Source organism: Paenibacillus sp. N22P23 (assembly GCF_059383735.1).
The window spans coordinates 2,060,357-2,078,711 of sequence record NZ_JBXENT010000001.1; the positions used below are offsets into that span (position 1 = coordinate 2,060,357).

Below are 18,355 nucleotides of genomic sequence, written 5' to 3' on the forward strand. Positions count from 1 at the left end.
ACTTCTTATTATATTACATGTGACCTTGCTCCTTCAAACTTATAAAGCGATTGTCACCTATTACCAAATGATCGAGTACGTCAATTCCGACAAGCTCTCCGGCTTCTATTAAGCGCCGCGTCAGCGCAATGTCTTCCGAACTTGGCGTGGGATCACCGCTTGGATGATTATGTACGCATATGAGAGAGGCACTGCTGCATTTAATCGCGGCCCGAAATACTTCCCGCGGATGCACCAGCGTCGCATTCAGTGTTCCGATCGACAACGTTTCTTTTAAAATAACCTGATTCTTCGTATTTAAAAACAAACAGATGAAATGTTCCTGTTTCAGATAGCGAAGCTCCTCCATTAAGAGGATTGCGGCATCGGCAGGCTTTCGAATGGTCGGCAGCTCTCCCTGCTGACTTCTGGCAATCCGGCGGCCAAGCTCAATGCCAGCACGCAGCTGAACCGCCTTCGCTGGGCCGATACCGCGAATCTTGGTCATCTCGGCAACGCTCATATCAACAAGTCCGCGCAAACTGCCGCATTGACCGAGTATACGGGATGCGAGCAGCACGGCGGACTCCCGCTTGGTGCCTGTTCGAATTAAGATCGCAAGCAGTTCCGCATGGCTCAGCGCTTCAGCACCAACGGCCATCATCCGCTCTCTTGGCCTCTCGGTCGTTGGGATATCCTTCAGCACGTAGGGTTCTCGTTGTGGTTCCATCTCTGTTCCCTGCCTTCCCATGAACGGATCGGTCAAATGACCTCGATATGAAATTCAGCCAGCATGTCCGACAGCAGAGATAGAGATAGTCCTACCACGTTAAAATAGCAGCCGTCGATGCGGTCAACAAGTGTTGCGCCAAGTCCCTGTATGCCATAGCTGCCTGCCTTGTCCATAGGCTCGCCGGATGCGACATATCGTTTGATTTGATCATGGTTCATAGATTTCATCATTACCCGCGTCATGCGATGATGAACCAACTCTCTTCCTGAAGACGTGTCAACAAGAGCAATACCTGTATACACTTCATGCTCCCGTCCTTGCAGTTCGGTCAGCATACGGATCGCATCATGTTCGTCCACTGGCTTGCCCAGTACTTGTCCGTCCAGTACGACGATTGTATCCGCACCAATTACGAGTGAGTGGGAAGCTTCGTCATCTTGCAGCATCGCTGCAGATGCGCGTGCTTTACGCAGGCCAAGCTGTTCGACAATTTGAGCGGGCAGCCAATCGGATGGGGTACTTTCGTCGGTATCGCTTGACAAAATGAGAACCGGCAAGGAAAGGTCAAGAGCTGCGACCAATTCCCGCCGGCGAGGAGATGATGAAGCCAGCACAAGCCGGCGAACGTTCGATGAACTTGTAGGAAGGGGTACTCTCATGGATGCAGCGCTCCTTAACGCGTTGTGTCGGTTCCCTAAAGCTTGCGGTAGATCCATATTGCGGCGATCAGTCCGATAATACTTAGGAGACTAATCTCGATCCGCAGCGTAAAAGAGTAGCTCAGAACGAGTAAATCCGCAGCCGGTGACCATACAACAGGTGACGTTTTGGTTAGGAAAGCCAGTCCCGGCACCTGAGACAACCAGCGGGACACAAGTGCTCCCGTGAGCAGCCCGATCAGAATGAAAAGCAGCAAAACCCAGATGTTTTTCTTCATCTTCCAACGTCCCTCGCCATATTTTGACACGTATACTTTATTATACGCGCCACAGGAACGCTTTACAATGCATCCATGGATTCAAACCAGGCTTTCTCCGCGAACACAGCTTTCATGAGGGAGGACTGCATGGACCACAGGTAAGCATCGGATGGTTTCTTAATATATTCCTCAGCGGCTACAGCTGCTGTGTTAATTAATTGTGTCAATTTCTGCAGCGACGACTTGTTCACTTTATCGGTTAATCCTGCTGCAAGCGCATTAGCCGAAGTGATCCACTGCTGGTGCAGCTCTTTCCAGTCTCCCGCTTCATCTGTAGTGCCGCTCAGCCGTTCTACTGTAAGTCGATCCAAGCTGGCGATCAATCCGTTCGTTTGCTCGAAGAAGGCTTCCACTACAGAAGCTTCGCCTTTGAAAGCGATACTGCTCACCGCAGGAAGATCGATTTGCTTTACATATACATCCATATTAGGCAGCAGTTGTCCAAGCATTTGCACCTCATCTCGATCCGGAGACATCCCTATATAGACCCGATAGTCTTCTTGCGTTGTAAGCGGTGCAGCAGCCAACCCTTTAGAAACGAGCTCATCAACAGCGGCATTTAACCCTTCTTCGTTGCTGAATACGCCGTATTGAAGCATATAATAAGAGCTCTCCGGCACGTTTACTTTGATCATCGATTGGGCTGCCGTTGAGCCATTCCCGTTATCGACTGCGCCACTGCTATCAGAGGCTCCTGCAGATGATGGCTCATTGACCTTGCCATTAGCAGCAGCGCTTCCGCTTTGTTTGGTTGTGTCTGTCCCGTCTGTAATGGACCCGCTTACGGTGGTCCCTGTCTGGTTAACCGCATTATTCGAACCAAACGAACCGTTACCCGTGAACAACGCCAAAACAAAGTACCCAAATAGCGCACCGGTCGCGATAGCGCCAGTTACAGAAGCAAACACCTTAAACCATGATGGTCCCTTGGAAGGCCGTTGATTCGATCCGCTCATATAAGAGCCGAACGATGTGCGAGCATTCGTTTGCATCTCACTGCGTCGTCTCTCACGCTCTTCTTCTTCCGCATCGAGAATCGGATACATATCAATCACGTTCGGATTTGCATGAATCCGTTTACGCGGCTCCTCATATTCATCGCCTAGCAGGATCGTGTCCGCCTGTTCGCTATGCAATGGCAGATGCTCTTGCACTGCGTCTTGCAAGAAGTTCTCCTGCTTCATCGACTTTGCCGAATCGTTCGGGCTCGGCTTCCGTGTTTTCGGCAACTGGCCATCTGCCTCACGAATGAGCTGCTCGAGCGCATGGGCATCATTTTGAAAGGGGCTGTTCCATGAACCTATTTCGGAAGTGAATTTCATTTCCTCTTGAAAGAAAGGTACGACATTCACGGAATTCCTCTGTTCCTGCTTCTGTTCCGGCTTCTGCTCAACCCGAGCTCCGCTCTGCCGATCAAAACGGTACGTTATGCGTCCTTTAGCACTCATCGCATTCTCTCCTTGTCCACATACTCTAGTAAGAGTCTATGAAAAAGTTAAGAGAAATATGACCCGCCTCTCGAAGCTGCAATACGCGTCAACTTGCATTCCTTGACCGGAATATTCCTTATGAGGTATATTCAGTTTATGAATTCCACAATGAGCGCTCTTGCCGAGCCTAATCGGTTACGTATCGTCGAGCTCCTTCGGGACGGCCCACATACCGTTGGCGAAATCGCCGAACGGCTTAGCCTTCATCAACCGCAAGTGTCCAAACATCTGCGCGTCCTCCTGGAAGCCGGTCTCGTCGAAGTTCACCCTGTCGCCAACAAGCGAATCTATAAGCTCGGGACTAAACCTCTCCGGGAGCTCGACGATTGGTTAAGTTCCTTCCGCCGTACATGGGAAGAGAGATTCGATCAATTAGACGATTATTTAAAGAAGCTGCAAGAAAAAGATCAGAATGCTGAAGAGTAGGAGAGGCGGATCGTAAGTACAGCCAAAAAAAGCACTACCATAAAAAAAGAAACCCCACTTCAATAAAGAAGTGGGGTTCTATGCATTCTTCTATTACGTTCTAGCCCGCAGCGTCTTAGCAAGCGAATCCGCTACTTTCCAAATATCGCCCGCACCCATCGTAATCACTAGATCACCCGGCTGCACTTGATCAGTCAGAACGGCCAGCACCTCATCCTTCGTAGGATAGTAGGTTGTGTTGGCATTGCTGTTCTTAATGATAAGATCTACGAGTTTCTTCGAGTTTACGCCTTCAATCTGCTGCTCGCCGGCCGGGGAATAAATATCCGTGATCAGCACCTCATCCGCTTCAGTGAATGCACGGCTGAACTGATCAAACAAGAAGAAGGTTCTCGTGTAACGCTGCGGCTGAAATACGGCGATAATCCGTTTGCCCGTTGACTTGGCAGCACTAATTGTAGCCTCAATCTCCGTCGGATGATGCGCGTAATCATCAATGACCAGGATGTCATTTACTTCGCCGAGCACCTGGAACCTGCGTTTCGCCCCGCGGAAATCGACGATAGCTGCCGCGATTGCCTCGAAAGATAAACCGGCTTCCAGACATGTAATGACGGTAGCCATCGCATTATACACGTTATGACGTCCAGGAACAGACAACTCAATGCGACCGAGCAGTTTACCATGACGTGTCATATCGAAGGATGCTTTACGATCGCCAAGCGAAATATTCTGAGCACGGTAGGTAGCCTCTTGTTCGATGCCGTACGTCAGAACGCCCTCACTGCCAAGCGGACCGGCGATCAGCTCTGGGAGCATCACTTGCATGTTCGTGTCGTCAGCGCAAACAATCGCACTGCCGCCTTGCTTAACTTGGCTTAGAAACTGTACATAAGCCGCTTTCAATTTATTGAAATCACCGTCATAGTTTTCGAGATGATCCGGTTCAATGTTCGTAACAATGGCGATTGTGGGATGGTACTGCAAGAATGACCCGTCGCTCTCATCAGCCTCCGCGACAACATACTCGCCTTTGCCTGCTTTAGCATTTGTGCCGACATTGACGATTTCGCCTCCGATGATATACGTAGGATCGAGTTTACAGTTTTCCATGACCAGCGCGATCATAGAGGATGTCGTCGTTTTTCCATGTGCTCCAGCAACTGCGACGCCTTTGCCGTTATTCATCAATCTTGCAAGCATTTGAGCGCGGTGCAAAATAGGAATGTTCAGCTCTTCTGCCGCTCTGCGTTCCACATTGTCCCGAGACAGCGCCGTCGAGTAGACGACCAGATCTGCTCCTTTGACATGCTCTGGCTCATGACCGATGTAAATGCGGGCTCCGTTAGCAGCAAGCTTCTCTGTAAGTTCTTGCCGAGCAACATCAGAGCCGGTCACTTTATAGCCCATCTCCAGCATAACGCGCGCGATTGCGCTCATGCCGTAACCGCCAATTCCGATGAAATGTACGTGTTCTGCCGTATTCAAAGACGGTTCACCAACCTTTTTCAGAATCCTTATTATAGAGCAATTGGGAGCGGACGTCGGCAATCAAATAGAGAGTACCGGTTACGACTGCCAAATCATCCGCATTCGAGAGCGACTGCAGCCGCTCAAGTGCAAGCTTCCAATTCGGTTCGATGATGAGCTCGAAGGAACGGCCGATTGGCTCCCGAATTTCCTGAACAAGCGCTGCCAGCTCTTGCGCCGGCAATGCTTTTCGAAAATCCGGCTCGGTCACGACAAGCGTATCCACTAGAGGTAGTATATGCCGCAATGTGTCACGATGATTCTTGTTCGCGAGCATCCCCATCATGAGATGAAGTTTGTCGTACCGGTACGTGCTTTTAAGCGACTCCGCCAGCATTTGCGCGCCTTCCGGATTATGTGCACCATCGATTAGAAGCCGCGGCGATGAACCGATCATTTCAAGCCGACCAGGCCAGGCAGCCGTGCGAAGCCCTTCTCTTAAATCCTCATCTTCTAGAATGAGCGCATAGTATTGTCTCATAATTTCAAGCGTCATGACGGCAACAGCGGCATTCGACTGCTGATGTACACCGTTAAGCGTAATCGTGAGCGGCTCAATCGAACGGAACATGCCATCAAAACGGAACGTTTGTTCATTCTCTTCCACGTGAAGCGGCTCGATCGTGAACTTATCTCCAAGCATATAGAGCGAGCTATTCTTCGCTTTAGCCGTTTCTCTAATGATCGCAGCTGCTTCCGGCTGGCTGACTGCGCTGATGACCGGAACACCGGCTTTTATTATACCGGCCTTCTCTCTTGTAACAGCCTCAATCGTATCGCCAAGAATATCCATATGGTCATGGCCGACATTCGTAATAACAGAAACAAGCGGCGTTACGATGTTTGTCACGTCCAAGCGGCCGCCCAGACCGGTCTCCCACACGACAAAGTCCGGATAGGATACGGTTCCGTAATACAGAATCGCTAGTGCAGTCGAGACTTCAAACATCGATGGCGAACCGAGCTCTGTTGCTGCGATTTCTTCAACCAAAGGCTTCAGCCTGTTGGCAAGCATCAACAGCGTTTCTTCCGGGATATCCGCCCCATTATATTGGAAGCGATTCGTGAATTTCGTAATATAAGGGGACGTGAACGTCCCCACATCATATCCGCAGCGAAGCAGGACGCTTGTTAAATAGGCGCAGACAGAGCCTTTGCCGTTCGTACCCGCGACATGAATAAATTTGAGTCGGCGCTCCGGATGGCCCGTAAGCTCCATCAGTTTCTCGATTCGCTCCATTCCGGGACGGATGCCAAAGGCAACTAGTCCTTCAATCCACTCTCTTGCTTCTTCATAGCTCGCGAGTGATGCCGTATCCGACTCAGGAACAATCTGCTGTTGTTTTTCCATCGTTCTCTTCCTTCTTCCCGGCGGTCCGGATTAGCCTCTTAACTCGGCAATCCGCGCTTTCACCATATCACGTTTTTCCGCATAATCGGCCATTTTGGCACGCTCTTCCTCGATAACCTTAGCAGGAGCTTTCGCAACGAAGCCTTCATTGCCAAGCTTCTTCTCTACCCGCTCCACTTCGTTCGTCAGGTGAGCAATTTCTTTCTCCAGACGCGAGATTTCTTGCTCGATATCAATTAAGCCTGCCAGTGGCAGATACATTTGAGCTCCGGTCACAATCGCCGTCATCGCTTTATCCGGCGCAGCCAGATCTAAGCTAATGGTAAGCTTCGACGTACCGCAGAAGCGGATAATGAATTCTTCATTGCGTGCCAGAATAGCAGCTTCGCTCTCGCTGGACGGCTTAATTTGAAGCTCGACCTTCTTGCTCATAGGGACATTAACCTCAGCACGGATATTCCGAACCGCACGGATCATTTCCATTAGAAGCTCCATTTCGGCAACTGCTTCAGGCGCTTCCAGCGCTTTATCATATACCGGCCACTGCGCTAAAGTAATGGTCTCGCCTTCATGCGGCAAGTGTTGCCATATTTCCTCACTGATAAACGGCATGAACGGATGAATCAGGCGCTGCGTACGATCAAGTACATAGGCAAGTACCGACTGCGTTGCGCGTTTGGCATGTGCATCTTGGCCATTTAGGTTCAGCTTCGCGAACTCGATGTACCAGTCGCAGAGGTCATCCCAAATGAAGTTATACAGCACACGGCCTGTTTCGCCGAAATCATAGCTGTCAATCAAACGCGTAACGTCAGCAACTGCAGCATTCAGACGGTGCAGGATCCAGCGGTCAGCTGTGCCGAGCTTCACGTTAATATCGATATCCGCAGCTGTTACGCCTTCCAGGTTCATAAGCGCAAAGCGGGATGCATTCCAAATCTTGTTCGCGAAGTTGCGCGCTTGCTCAACACGTTCCCAGCGGAAACGCAAATCCTGTCCCGGCGTGCTGCTGGTCGAAATCATATAGCGCATAGCATCCGCACCATACTTCTCGATTACATCGAGCGGGTCGACACCATTACCTAGCGACTTGGACATCTTCTTCCCGTTCTCATCGCGAACGAGGCCATGCATCAATACGTCTTTGAACGGGATTTCGTCCGTAAACTCAAGCGCGGTAAAGATCATACGAGCAACCCAGAAGTAAATAATGTCATAGCCAGTAACAAGTACGTCTGTCGGGTAGAAACGTTTCAGATCATTCGTTTGCTCCGGCCAGCCTAGTGTCGAGAACGGCCATAGCGCTGAGCTGAACCAAGTATCGAGCACGTCATCATCTTGGCGAAGGGATTCGTTTCCGCAAGCGGAGCATGCGCTTTGATCTTCACGGGCAACATGCATAGCGCCGCAAGAGTCACAGTACCAAGCCGGGATGCGATGACCCCACCATAGTTGGCGGGAAATACACCAGTCACGTACATTCTCAATCCATTGCAAATAGATTTTCTCGAAGCGATCCGGAACGAAATTAACCCCATTACCGGATTGTTGTGCGTTAATCGCAGCTTCCGCGAGCGGCTTCATATCAACAAACCATTGCGTCGACAAGTATGGCTCAACTACGGCGCCGCTGCGCTCGCTGTGTCCAACTTGATGAACGTGATCTTCGATTTTGATGCAAACGCCATTCTCCTGCATATCGGCTACGATCTTCTTGCGGCAATCTGCACGATCCATTCCATCGTAAGGACCTGCTTCGGCATTCATCGTACCGCTCTCATCCATCACAACAATTTGCGGCAGATCGTGACGCAGACCTACTTCAAAGTCATTCGGGTCGTGAGCTGGTGTAATCTTAACAGCGCCGGAACCGAACTCCTTCTCTACATACTCATCCGCAATGATCGGAATTTCTCTGCCGATAATGGGCAATACAATCATTTCACCGATCAGGTGCTTATAGCGCTCATCCTCTGGATGTACCGCAACTGCTGTATCGCCAAGCATCGTTTCAGGACGCGTTGTAGCAACCGTAATAAAGCCGGCACCGTTCTTCAACGGGTATTGCAGATGGTACAGGTGACCGTTTACTTCTTTATGCTCAACCTCGATATCCGACAGCGCCGTACGGGCAGCCGGATCCCAGTTAATGATTTTCTTACCGCGGTAAATAAGTCCCTTCTCATAGAGGCGTACGAATACTTCACGTACCGCCTGCGACAATCCTTCATCGAGTGTGAAACGCTCGCGCGAATAATCGAGAGAGAAGCCCATTTTGGCCCATTGCTCATGAATGGTTTCGTTATAAAGCGCCTTCCAATCCCATACCTTCTCGAGAAACTTCTCACGGCCAAGGTCGTACCGGGATTGACCTTCCTCGCGCAGCTTCTGTTCGACCTTGGTTTGAGTAGCGATACCTGCATGGTCGCTGCCCGGCAGCCAAAGTGCATCATAACCCTGCATCCGCTTGGTACGTATCAGAATGTCCTGCAGCGTAAAATCGAGCGCATGACCGATATGCAGCATCCCCGTTACGTTTGGCGGCGGAATCACGATTGTATACGGCTCTGCCGAAGGGCGCTTGCCCGCTTCAAAAAACTTGCCTTCCATCCAATAAGGATACCATTTCGCCTCTGCCGTCTTCGGATCATACGTTGTTGGCATCTCAGTCATTGCTTGTTTTTGTGTCATCAGCTTATCCTACCTCCACTGTATTTCTAATCCATTCCAGGATTCCAATACGCGTAATTAACGAAAAAAAATAAACCTCTCGCCCTTAATTCAAAGGACGAAAGGTTTAGCTTCCGCGGTACCACCTTTGTTCCGAGCTCCGCATGACGCAGCTAGCCCGACAACTTTAAACAGATAACGGCTGCAGCCGGCCAGTACTTACGAAGAATTATCATGCTTCGTTCATCCAGCAACTCCGGGGCGACAAATCGCAGTTCATATCCTACAGAACCTCTCAGCGCAGCGGTTCTGCTCTCTGAAGGCATTCCTGCCAATCTTCCCCATCAACGTTCATTATAATAAAAGTATTACCCTATTTTTTCTATCATACACGTTATTATTTGTTCACGTCAATCCCAGCAGGATAGCGGCCTAATTCGAGCTTTCCACAACTGGCAAAAAGCCCCTTCAGGGACCGGTTAAGGTCATACCTAAAGGGGCTTCTCACTGATGAATAGTGTGTCCTGCCGCCATCATATCGGACTACGGAATATAGAGTACCTGGCCCTCACTGACACTTTGCTCGGAGAGCCGGTTGTAAAGTGCGATCTCGCGGGCTTGCAGCTGGTAGCGCCCGGCAATGACATCAAGCGTCTCTTCACGCTGAACAATGCAGATGCGCAGCTTCCGGAACGATTGCTCGTCTCCTGCTCTGCCATAGAATAAGTTCTTCCACTCAATCTCGTCACCACTCGATTTGCGGGCTTCCGCAGCTGCACGTTCTGCAACCTGCTCTGCAGCGGCTCTGGCTTCCTGCTCCCTGCGGCTCGATTGCAGCAATGCCCTGATTCCGACACCGCCGGCCGACTGCTGCTCGGCCTCATCCTCGGCTTGCTTGCTTGCGAGTGCGACGCGCATCTGCTTGCGTGCGGCTTCTGTCTCCGAAGCAGAGACATCGCCGTACGCCTGCTGCTGCGCATCTACAGGTACAGCAGCGGCTTGCACTTGAGGGCGAACCTGAGGTTCACGTTCAGCAGATTCCGGTATGACGGTCTCCGGTTCAGACGCTTTAGCATTGAACGCGAACTGACTCGGTTCATAAACAGTAGGCTCTGCGATTGGCACTTGATATAAGGCAGCCTGTGCTTCACGATTCAGAGCTTCCTGTCTCTCCTGCTCTCTCGCCCAAGCCGACGCTCTTGCCGCGATAGCCTCATTCTCAGCAGCCTCGCGCAGTGCGGCTTCTTCTACGGCTTGCCGTTCATATTCTGCCGCTAACCGCCGCTGCTCGTAATCATACTGAGTAAGTCGCGGCGCTTCCTCGGTTTCCCTTGAATGAACGACTGTAATAGGCTCTTCACGCTGCCAGGATTGTTCGGGTTCCGATTGCTCGATCTCGATACCTAACAAAGATAGAACCCCCGTAATATTGAGCGTTCGAGTGGAGAGCAGATCCACATCAAAGTTATCAATCTCAACAGAAATGTCATCCAATCGATGAATACGATTTAGAGGCAGCGTAATTTCGACAGGAATCCAATGTTCCAGAGATTGTTCAGCTAAAGGCTCATCCTGCGCTCGATAGACTCCTGTAAGGAGCAAATGGCCTTTTAACAAAACCTGCTCGTCTTGCTGAACAATCCCGATTCTTGGTACGAGCTCGATCTCATCAAGCTCATCGATCGCCGCAACATCTTCGGGCAAATGTACACGTTCATAAATATCAAATCGCAAACCATTAGACGGACTGGGCACGCTCGTCGTCCTCCTTTCCCCTTGTCAAGAAGCTTGGTTACAGCTTTCTTCCCTATTTATCTATATGGCAAGGGGTGGGTAGGCATGACTACGATTTTCACAGAGAAGCATCCCGCTCGCGGACCTCAGTAAACCATTCCGGTTCAGAGGCGGCCAAAACGATCTCTTCATTCGTCCAAGGGTGTCGAAATGTCAACTGCTCGCCTCGCAGCGCCTGATGGCGAAGCTTGCTATCAGAGCCGCCATAAAGCGTATCACCGACTAACGGATGTCCCAGATGGCTCATATGTACGCGAATTTGATGCGTCCGCCCGGTCTCCAGCCAGACTCGGACCAGCGAAGCACGTTTATATACCGCAATCGTTTCGTAATGTGTAATCGCTTGCTCGCCACTCGGCGAAACTCTTCGACGTCCACTATGATGACGGTCTTTGCCGATCGGTTGATTAATCGTGCCGCGGCTCGGTTTCATGATACCTTGCACCAAGGCGACATACTGCCTGCCGATTGACTTCTCTCGCATCGCCTCGTCCAGCCGCTGCTGTGCGAGTTCATTCCTCGCATAGAGAACCGGACCGGCCGTATCATCGTCCAGCCGATGAATATGTTTGGCAGGCAGGCGATCCCCGCGGTGCAAGCCTGCACGTGCTGCCTCTTCGTCCAATGTTCCGCGCTGACCAGGTACTGAAGGATGTACAGGCATGCCAGCAGGCTTATCCAGTACAAGGCACCAATCATCATAGTAGAGCAAGCCAGCTTTAAGTGACACACTTGAAGCTGCATCCTCTTGCGAGATCAGACGGAAGATGGCATCACTGCTTGCATCCGCCGGAATAAAGGTGCGCAGCAGGATGCTGCTCCCTTCCATTTGAATCCCACCAACCGAGAACAGCCGATTCAGCCATTTCTCCGGAAATAAACCAAGGGCCAGCAGCCACTGCCGCACATGATGCGGATGGCTGCCGGCCTCTATTACTCGTACAGCTTTGGCGGAGCCAGCGAAGCTTGCCAGCGTTTCCGCCGACAGCTTCAGCCACTCCCCGCTGCGTTCATAGCTTATCGATTGTTCCATTATTGCTCAGCTCCTACAATACGCGTTCTTACAAGCGACGAAACGCTTCATCATGCGCCGCAATGGTCGCATCAATGGCTGCTTCATCGTGAATGCCGGAGACAAACATCCCTTCGAACTGGGAAGGTGCAATGCTGATGCCAAGATCGAGCATCCCTGCAAAATAAACTTTGAAACGCTCCAGATCCGAAGTCTTCGCCGTATCGTAATTGATGACATGCTGCTCTGTAAAGAACGGACAAACCATCGATCCGACGCGGTTAATCGTACTTGGAATTCCGTGCTTCGCTGCGTTTGCTTCAAATCCGCGCTGCAAACGAACTGCCATTCGCTCCATGTGCTCGTAGGTTTGCGGAGTTAGAAGGCTAAGCGTTGTGAAGCCGGCAGCCATCGCAAGCGGATTGCCTGAAAGTGTGCCTGCCTGGTAGATCGGGCCGCTTGGCGCCATCATTTCCATAAGCTCGCGCTTACCGCCGTACGCGCCTACCGGCAGACCGCCGCCGATCACTTTGCCAAGGCAAGTGAGATCCGGCGTTACGCCATATAGGCCTTGTGCACAATTGATGTGAACGCGGAAGCCCGTCATCACCTCATCAAAGATAAGCAAACTGCCGTACTGCTCCGTAACCTCGCGCAGTCCTTGCAGGAACCCTGGAAGCGGTGGTACAACTCCCATATTGCCGGCAACCGGTTCAACGATGATACAAGCGATCTCTTCACCGAAGCTTTCAAATGCCAGCTTCACCGAAGCAAGGTCGTTGTAAGGCACCGTTATGGTATGCGAAGCAACGCTTTCCGGTACGCCGGGGCTGTCTGGCAAGCCTAATGTGGCTACGCCTGAACCTGCTTTAATTAGCAAGCTGTCGGCATGACCATGATAAGAGCCTTCGAATTTCAATATTTTGCTGCGTTTCGTATAACCGCGAGCCAAGCGAAGCGCACTCATCGTCGCTTCTGTGCCTGAGTTGACCATACGCACGATCTCTACGGACGGCACACGGTCGCAGACGAGCTCCGCCATTAAAGTCTCGATCTCTGTCGGGGCGCCAAAGCTCGTGCCCTTCTCAGCTGTTTTCTTAATGGCTTCGATTACTTCCGGATGGGCATGACCCATAATTAGCGGACCCCAAGATGCTACATAATCGATGTAGCTGTTCCCGTCGATATCAAAGACGCGATAGCCTTCGCCACGATCCATATAGACTGGATTTAAGCCAACGGACTTGAATGCACGAACCGGGGAGTTTACGCCGCCCGGAATGACTTTTTTCGCGCGTGCAAAAGCTTCTTTGGAACGTTCATCCGATCTTCTATGATTGTTTTCGCTCATTTCTCGCACCTGCCTGTTAAATTGTGACTTTAGTATGGTAAACTGCTAAGAGATTATCAGGTTGTAACTGTTATGCAGTTCAGAGGGAGAGGCTGATCATAAGTGATTGAATTGCTTAAGAAAATACAGCTATTTGAAAGTTTAAACGAAGAACAGCTTCAGCATATACTGTCTATTGCTCGAAAACAAACATTCACGCCCGGTACAGTGCTCTTTCACGAGAAAGACCTCGGAGCAGCCTTTTATATTTTGCTTAAAGGCTCCATTAAGATTTATACTCGCAGCGCTTCCGGCGACGAGAAAGTATTATCACTTATTCAGTCCGGTGAAAGCTTCGGCGAGCTCTCACTGCTCGACGGTCGTCCACGCTCAGCCTCGGCTCAAACGTTGGAAAGTTCGACACTGCTTGTTATTTCCGGCAAAGACTTCCATGAGCTGCTTCGCGAGCAATTCGAGATCACACGTCATATTATGGCTGAGCTTTGCCGTAGACTACGAGATACCAATCAACATGTTTACGATCTCACCTTCGTTGATTCACGTACTCGGGTGCTGAAGAATGTCATTCTGATGGCGAATCGACACGGCACACGGGCCGGTAACGTCATTACGATCAAGATGCCGCTCAACTACGATGAACTCGCTCAAATGGCTGGTGTAGCCAAGCTGGCACTTTCCCAAGTGCTTCGAGACCTTGAGGATCGCAAAATTTTAACGTTTGGCTTTAACGAATACAAGCTCGATTTGGCCCGCCTGAACGGTTAACCGTTCAGGCTTTTTTTTATGGCTAATCGTTACTATTCGCCTCTCAGCCAGCGTGCTGCATCCAGAGCATGATAAGTAATAATCAAGTCTGCACCCGCGCGTTTCATCCCTGTCAACGTCTCCAGAACAACGGCGCGCTCATCGATCCATCCGTTCGCCGCAGCCGCTTTAACCATGGAATATTCGGCGCTCACGTTATAGGCCGCAACCGGCAAATCAAAAGTCTCTTTCAGCATCCGAATGACATCCATATAAGCTAGCGCAGGCTTTACCATAAGAAAGTCTGCCCCTTCGATAATGTCCGCTTCCGCCTCACGCAGCGCTTCGCGAGCATTTGCCGGGTCCATTTGATAGGTCTTCCGATCGCCGAATTGCGGCGTGGAATGTGCGGCTTCACGGAACGGGCCATAGAAAGCGGAAGCATATTTGACCGAGTAGGACATAATCGGCACATTTTCAAATCCTGCCGCATCCAATCCTTCGCGAATCGCGCCGACAAACCCATCCATCATATTCGAAGGCGCAATAATATCTGCGCCAGCTTCTGCTTGAGATACCGCTGTTTTGACCAGCAGCTCCAGCGAGGAATCATTGTCTATTTCGGCATTGCCCGAGCGTGCATCGTGATGGATCATGCCGCAGTGTCCATGGTCCGTAAATTGGCACAAACATGTATCTGCAATAACCAGAAGCTGCGGAGCCCATTCTTTAATCGCTCTTGTTGCCTGTTGAACGATCCCGTTCGTATCGTAAGCAGAGGAACCAACAGCGTCTTTCGAATCCGGAACGCCGAAGAGGAGCACAGCTTTCACACCGGATTCAACGACTGCAGCCACTTCTTGCTGAAGCAGGTCAAGGGACAAATGATAAACGCCAGGCATCGAAGAAATCTCTTCCTTCACTCCTGTTCCATGTGTAACAAATAACGGATATATAAAGTCGTCCACGGACAAATGTGTTTCGCGCACCAGCGCACGCAGCGCGCCGGATTGGCGAAGTCTGCGGTTTCGTGTAATTGGAAATGCCATAATTTGAAAGCCTCCTTCTTAATTGCGATGCGCAAGCCTCGACTCAGCAATAGCATCAATAAGTCCATCAATGGTTGCATCTTCCGGCTGTATCGTAACCTTCAAACCGGCTTCTTCTGCCGTCTTAGCCGTTACAGGGCCGATGCAGGCGATATCAACACCCTGCAGCAATTCAAGGGGATCTTGCACGCCCATGCGACGCAGTACTTCGAATAAATTGGTTACCGTAGAGGAACTGGCAAACGTAATGACATGTACGCTGCGCTTCTGAAGCAGCTCAAGCGTCTCTTCATCCTGGTTGTCAGCTAGAATCGTTTCATAAACATCGATTTCAACAGGTGTGATCCCCTTCGCTTTAAGCTCTCGGGGGAGAACTTCTCGTGCCAGGTCACCTCTAGGCAGCAGTACGCGCTGGCCCGCGACTAGTTGGTCCGACAAGCTGTCAAGCAGATCATCTGCTTGGAACTTCACCGGCAGCACATCGACGAACAAACCGCGTTTCTCAAGCGCTTCGGCTGTCTTAGGCCCCACAGCTGCGATGCGTGCTTTGTAGAACTTCCTGATATCAATGCGAAGCTTGTTCAACCAAGTAAAGAAATAGTCTACGCCATTGACACTCGTAAACATAATCCAGTCGTAATGTTCTGCTTCATGCAGGGCACTATGGACCGAGGCCACAATCGCTGCATCTGTCGGCTCACGAGTCTCAATAACGGGGAATTCGCAAGGCTCGCCGCCGAGCTCCTCAATTCGTTCCGCCAAATCACTGCTTTGCGCTCTTGCCCGTGTAATCAGTACGCGAGTGCCGAACAGCGGCTTGAGTTCATACCACTTCAGCTTCTCGCGCTGCTTGACTACGTCACCGACGACAATGACTGCCGGCGGCTGGAAATTGGCTGCTTTGACGATCTCTTCAATCGTTTCCAGCGTCCCCGTAATCGTTCTTTGTTCAACCCTTGTCCCCCAGCGAATCAGGGCTACAGGTGTTTGTGCGGGCTTACCATGCTTGATAAGCTGTTCTGCTATATAGCCGATCTTAGCAACACCCATTAAGAAAACAAGCGTACCCGTTGCATGGGTAACTTTATCCCAATGGATGGATTGATCGAGCTTGTCCGGGCTTTCATGTCCCGTAATAATCGATAAGGAAGACGCCAAATCACGATGTGTAACAGGGATACCTGCATAGGCCGGTACCGCAATTGCAGACGTAATGCCAGGAACGATTTCGAACTCAATGTCATTGTGGTACAGCAACTCGGCTTCTTCACCGACACGACCGAAGATGGTTGGATCGCCGCCTTTCAGACGAGTCACGATCTTGCCCTCAAGTGCCAAATCAACGAGCAGCTGATTGATGTCTTCTTGTTTCATAGTGTGACGATCAGGCAGCTTGCCCACGTAAACCTTCTCTGCTCCCGGCTTTAAATAACGGAGCAGTCTGGGACTAGCTAAACGATCATAAACAACTACATCACATTTACTGATGCATTCTTGCCCGCGCAGCGTAATCAGCTTTGGATCGCCGGGTCCGGCTCCAACCAAGTAGACTTTCCCTTTGCTCTTCCCCTTCAGCAAAACGTTCATCCCCTTACTTCTGCTAAAATACGGTCTGCTCCTCTTGCTTTCAGCGCTTCTGCAGTTTGTAATCCCAATGCTGCCGGGTCATGTCCGCGTAACGTCTCTTTGAGCAAAATGCCGCCATCCGGTGAACCGACAATTCCTGTCAGCTCAAGAAGACACGATTCACCATTCTCACCGCTCTCCACAATCGTTGCATGTGCTCCAATCGGAATTTGACAGCCGCCATTAAGCGCTCCGAGGAAACTCCGTTCAGCGGATACCGTGAGAGCTGTGAGAGGGTCATTCAGAAGAGACAGCAAATGACGCACTTCTGCATCATCTGTTCGGCATTCGATGCCAAGTGCGCCTTGGCCAACGGCAGGCACACATAGATCTTCAGGCAGGTAAGAAGAGATCTTCGATTCCCAGCTCATGCGATGTAGTCCTGCTGCCGCAAGCACGATTGCATCGAAACCTTCGCTCTCCAGCTTCTTAATTCTGGAATCGATATTGCCTCGAATGGATTCGATCTGCAAATCCGGACGTGCGTTCTTCAACTGGCTAGAACGGCGCAAACTGCTTGTCCCCACCTTAGCCCCTTTAGGCAGGTCAGAGAACGTAAAACCATTCGACGTAATAATACAGTCCCTCGGGTCAACCCGTTTAGGAACCGCCCCATTCATCAATCCGTCAGGAAGCTCGTAAGGCATATCCTTCATACTATGTACGGCTAAATCAATCTCTTTATCAAACAATGCCTGCTCGATCTCTTTCACAAACAGACCTTTTCCGCCGACCTTGGATAACGTTACATCCAGAATGCGGTCGCCTTTTGTCACGATTTTGCGAATTTCGAACGTATACGGCAGTCCATGCTGCTCACTTAGTGCTTTAAGCTGATCTATAACTTGACCGGTTTGCGTCAAAGCCAGTGCGCTCTGGCGTGTGCCGACTACAATTACACGGGGTTCAACGTTGGTATGGGACATCATTATTTGCTCCTCTCAGCCGCTTGCAGCAGCCTGCTCATCCAATCTTCGATCTGATTCTCTGTATAGGTAACTCCTCGTGCATCGTTTTGTTCTGCTTGCTCTGCAACCTCTTCCGCAGCCAGTCGCAATACAGTCGTTCTGAGCTCCGGATTCAAGCTGCTCGACAGCACTCGCGTTCGCAGCAATCGAAGCCCTTCGACGTAATCTCCGTAACTTTCGTCAAATTGCTTGGATAACCGCCGCTTCAGAGCAGCAGCCAAAGCTGGGCTTGCTCCACCTGTCGTGACAGCTAGCAGCAGTTCACCACGTCTCACCGTGGAAGGCGTAACGAAGCTGCCTTCATCGCTGATATCCGCGACATTGACGAGTATACCGAGCTGATCACCCAAGGCTGCAATCTCTTCATTTACTTGACGATTATTCGTCGCGGCAAAGACAAGAATGGCACCTTGGAGATCCCCTTTCCTGTATTCCCTTTGCGTTAGCCGGATAGACCCTTCCCTAGCTAGCCCATGAAGCACAGGCGAAGCATCGGTCGCTATAACCTCTACCTGATCCGCCCCGCCATCGAGCAGCCCTTGCACTTTACGCTCTGCAACAGAGCCTCCTCCGACGACGACACAGCGCTTTCCTAGAAGCTTCACCATCACTGTATAATAGGTCTTCACGATTGCAACCAACTCCTTGGCTTC

General features: G+C 50.8%; 16 protein-coding genes. 2 read left to right on the forward strand and 14 right to left on the reverse strand.

Going from position 1 to position 18,355, the window contains the following annotated elements:
* Positions 1–13: 13 nt before the first annotated feature.
* From radC to AC506A_RS09680, 4 genes are all read right to left on the reverse strand, one after another.
* A complete protein-coding gene (gene radC, locus AC506A_RS09665; RefSeq protein WP_495460712.1) occupies positions 14–709 on the reverse strand; it encodes a RadC family protein in 696 nt (231 codons plus the stop codon).
* Between the two features lie 32 nt (positions 710–741).
* Positions 742–1,371 carry a Maf family protein gene (locus AC506A_RS09670; protein WP_495460713.1) on the reverse strand — a complete coding sequence of 210 codons (630 nt, stop codon included), beginning with the start codon at positions 1,369–1,371 and terminating at the stop codon, positions 742–744.
* Between the two features lie 35 nt (positions 1,372–1,406).
* Positions 1,407–1,649, reverse strand: a complete 243-nt coding sequence (locus tag AC506A_RS09675) for a DUF4321 domain-containing protein (protein ID WP_495460714.1) — start codon at positions 1,647–1,649, stop codon at positions 1,407–1,409.
* 62 nt (positions 1,650–1,711) lie between these two features.
* Positions 1,712–3,139: an SPOR domain-containing protein gene (locus AC506A_RS09680; protein WP_495460715.1), complete on the reverse strand. Its 1,428-nt coding sequence runs from the start codon at positions 3,137–3,139 to the stop codon at positions 1,712–1,714.
* A 138-nt stretch (positions 3,140–3,277) separates the two neighbouring features.
* Between AC506A_RS09680 and AC506A_RS09685 the strand changes: the two genes are divergently transcribed.
* Positions 3,278–3,607 carry an ArsR/SmtB family transcription factor gene (locus tag AC506A_RS09685; protein WP_495460716.1) on the forward strand — a complete coding sequence of 110 codons (330 nt, stop codon included), beginning with the start codon at positions 3,278–3,280 and terminating at the stop codon, positions 3,605–3,607.
* A gap of 93 nt (positions 3,608–3,700) precedes the next feature.
* On the opposite strand, the gene murC is transcribed toward AC506A_RS09685, so the two are convergent.
* The 6 genes from murC to hemL form a co-directional block, all read right to left on the reverse strand.
* Positions 3,701–5,095: a UDP-N-acetylmuramate--L-alanine ligase gene (gene murC, locus AC506A_RS09690; RefSeq protein WP_495460717.1), complete on the reverse strand. Its 1,395-nt coding sequence runs from the start codon at positions 5,093–5,095 to the stop codon at positions 3,701–3,703.
* A gap of 7 nt (positions 5,096–5,102) precedes the next feature.
* Positions 5,103–6,488, reverse strand: a complete 1,386-nt coding sequence (locus AC506A_RS09695; protein ID WP_495460718.1) for a bifunctional folylpolyglutamate synthase/dihydrofolate synthase — start codon at positions 6,486–6,488, stop codon at positions 5,103–5,105.
* A gap of 30 nt (positions 6,489–6,518) precedes the next feature.
* Entirely contained in the window at positions 6,519–9,179 is a 2,661-nt protein-coding gene (locus AC506A_RS09700; protein WP_495460719.1) for a valine--tRNA ligase, read from the reverse strand.
* Between the two features lie 522 nt (positions 9,180–9,701).
* Positions 9,702–10,913, reverse strand: coding sequence for a LysM peptidoglycan-binding domain-containing protein (locus AC506A_RS09705; RefSeq protein ID WP_495460720.1), 1,212 nt, complete (start codon positions 10,911–10,913; stop codon positions 9,702–9,704).
* Between the two features lie 97 nt (positions 10,914–11,010).
* Positions 11,011–11,985 (reverse strand): RluA family pseudouridine synthase, encoded by a 975-nt coding sequence (locus tag AC506A_RS09710; RefSeq protein ID WP_495460721.1) that lies wholly within the window; start codon positions 11,983–11,985, stop codon positions 11,011–11,013.
* A gap of 28 nt (positions 11,986–12,013) precedes the next feature.
* Positions 12,014–13,315 carry a glutamate-1-semialdehyde 2,1-aminomutase gene (hemL, locus tag AC506A_RS09715; RefSeq protein ID WP_495460722.1) on the reverse strand — a complete coding sequence of 434 codons (1,302 nt, stop codon included), beginning with the start codon at positions 13,313–13,315 and terminating at the stop codon, positions 12,014–12,016.
* A gap of 102 nt (positions 13,316–13,417) precedes the next feature.
* Between hemL and AC506A_RS09720 the strand changes: the two genes are divergently transcribed.
* Complete coding sequence (locus AC506A_RS09720; RefSeq protein WP_495460723.1) at positions 13,418–14,080, forward strand: Crp/Fnr family transcriptional regulator; 663 nt, start codon at positions 13,418–13,420, stop codon at positions 14,078–14,080.
* 32 nt (positions 14,081–14,112) lie between these two features.
* Here AC506A_RS09720 and hemB read toward each other — a convergent pair whose 3' ends face one another.
* From hemB to AC506A_RS09740, 4 genes are read right to left on the reverse strand one after another with little or no spacing between them, the layout of a single operon-like run.
* Positions 14,113–15,108 (reverse strand): porphobilinogen synthase, encoded by a 996-nt coding sequence (hemB, locus tag AC506A_RS09725; RefSeq protein WP_495460724.1) that lies wholly within the window; start codon positions 15,106–15,108, stop codon positions 14,113–14,115.
* Between the two features lie 18 nt (positions 15,109–15,126).
* Positions 15,127–16,695, reverse strand: a complete 1,569-nt coding sequence (gene cobA / locus AC506A_RS09730; RefSeq protein ID WP_495460725.1) for a uroporphyrinogen-III C-methyltransferase — start codon at positions 16,693–16,695, stop codon at positions 15,127–15,129.
* Positions 16,692–17,663 carry a hydroxymethylbilane synthase gene (hemC, locus tag AC506A_RS09735; RefSeq protein ID WP_495460726.1) on the reverse strand — a complete coding sequence of 324 codons (972 nt, stop codon included), beginning with the start codon at positions 17,661–17,663 and terminating at the stop codon, positions 16,692–16,694. Before hemC ends, cobA begins: the two co-directional genes overlap by 4 nt.
* A complete protein-coding gene (locus AC506A_RS09740) occupies positions 17,663–18,331 on the reverse strand; it encodes a precorrin-2 dehydrogenase/sirohydrochlorin ferrochelatase family protein (RefSeq protein WP_495460727.1) in 669 nt (222 codons plus the stop codon). The genes hemC and AC506A_RS09740 overlap by 1 nt, the downstream gene beginning before the upstream one ends.
* Between the last annotated feature and the right edge of the window lie 24 nt (positions 18,332–18,355).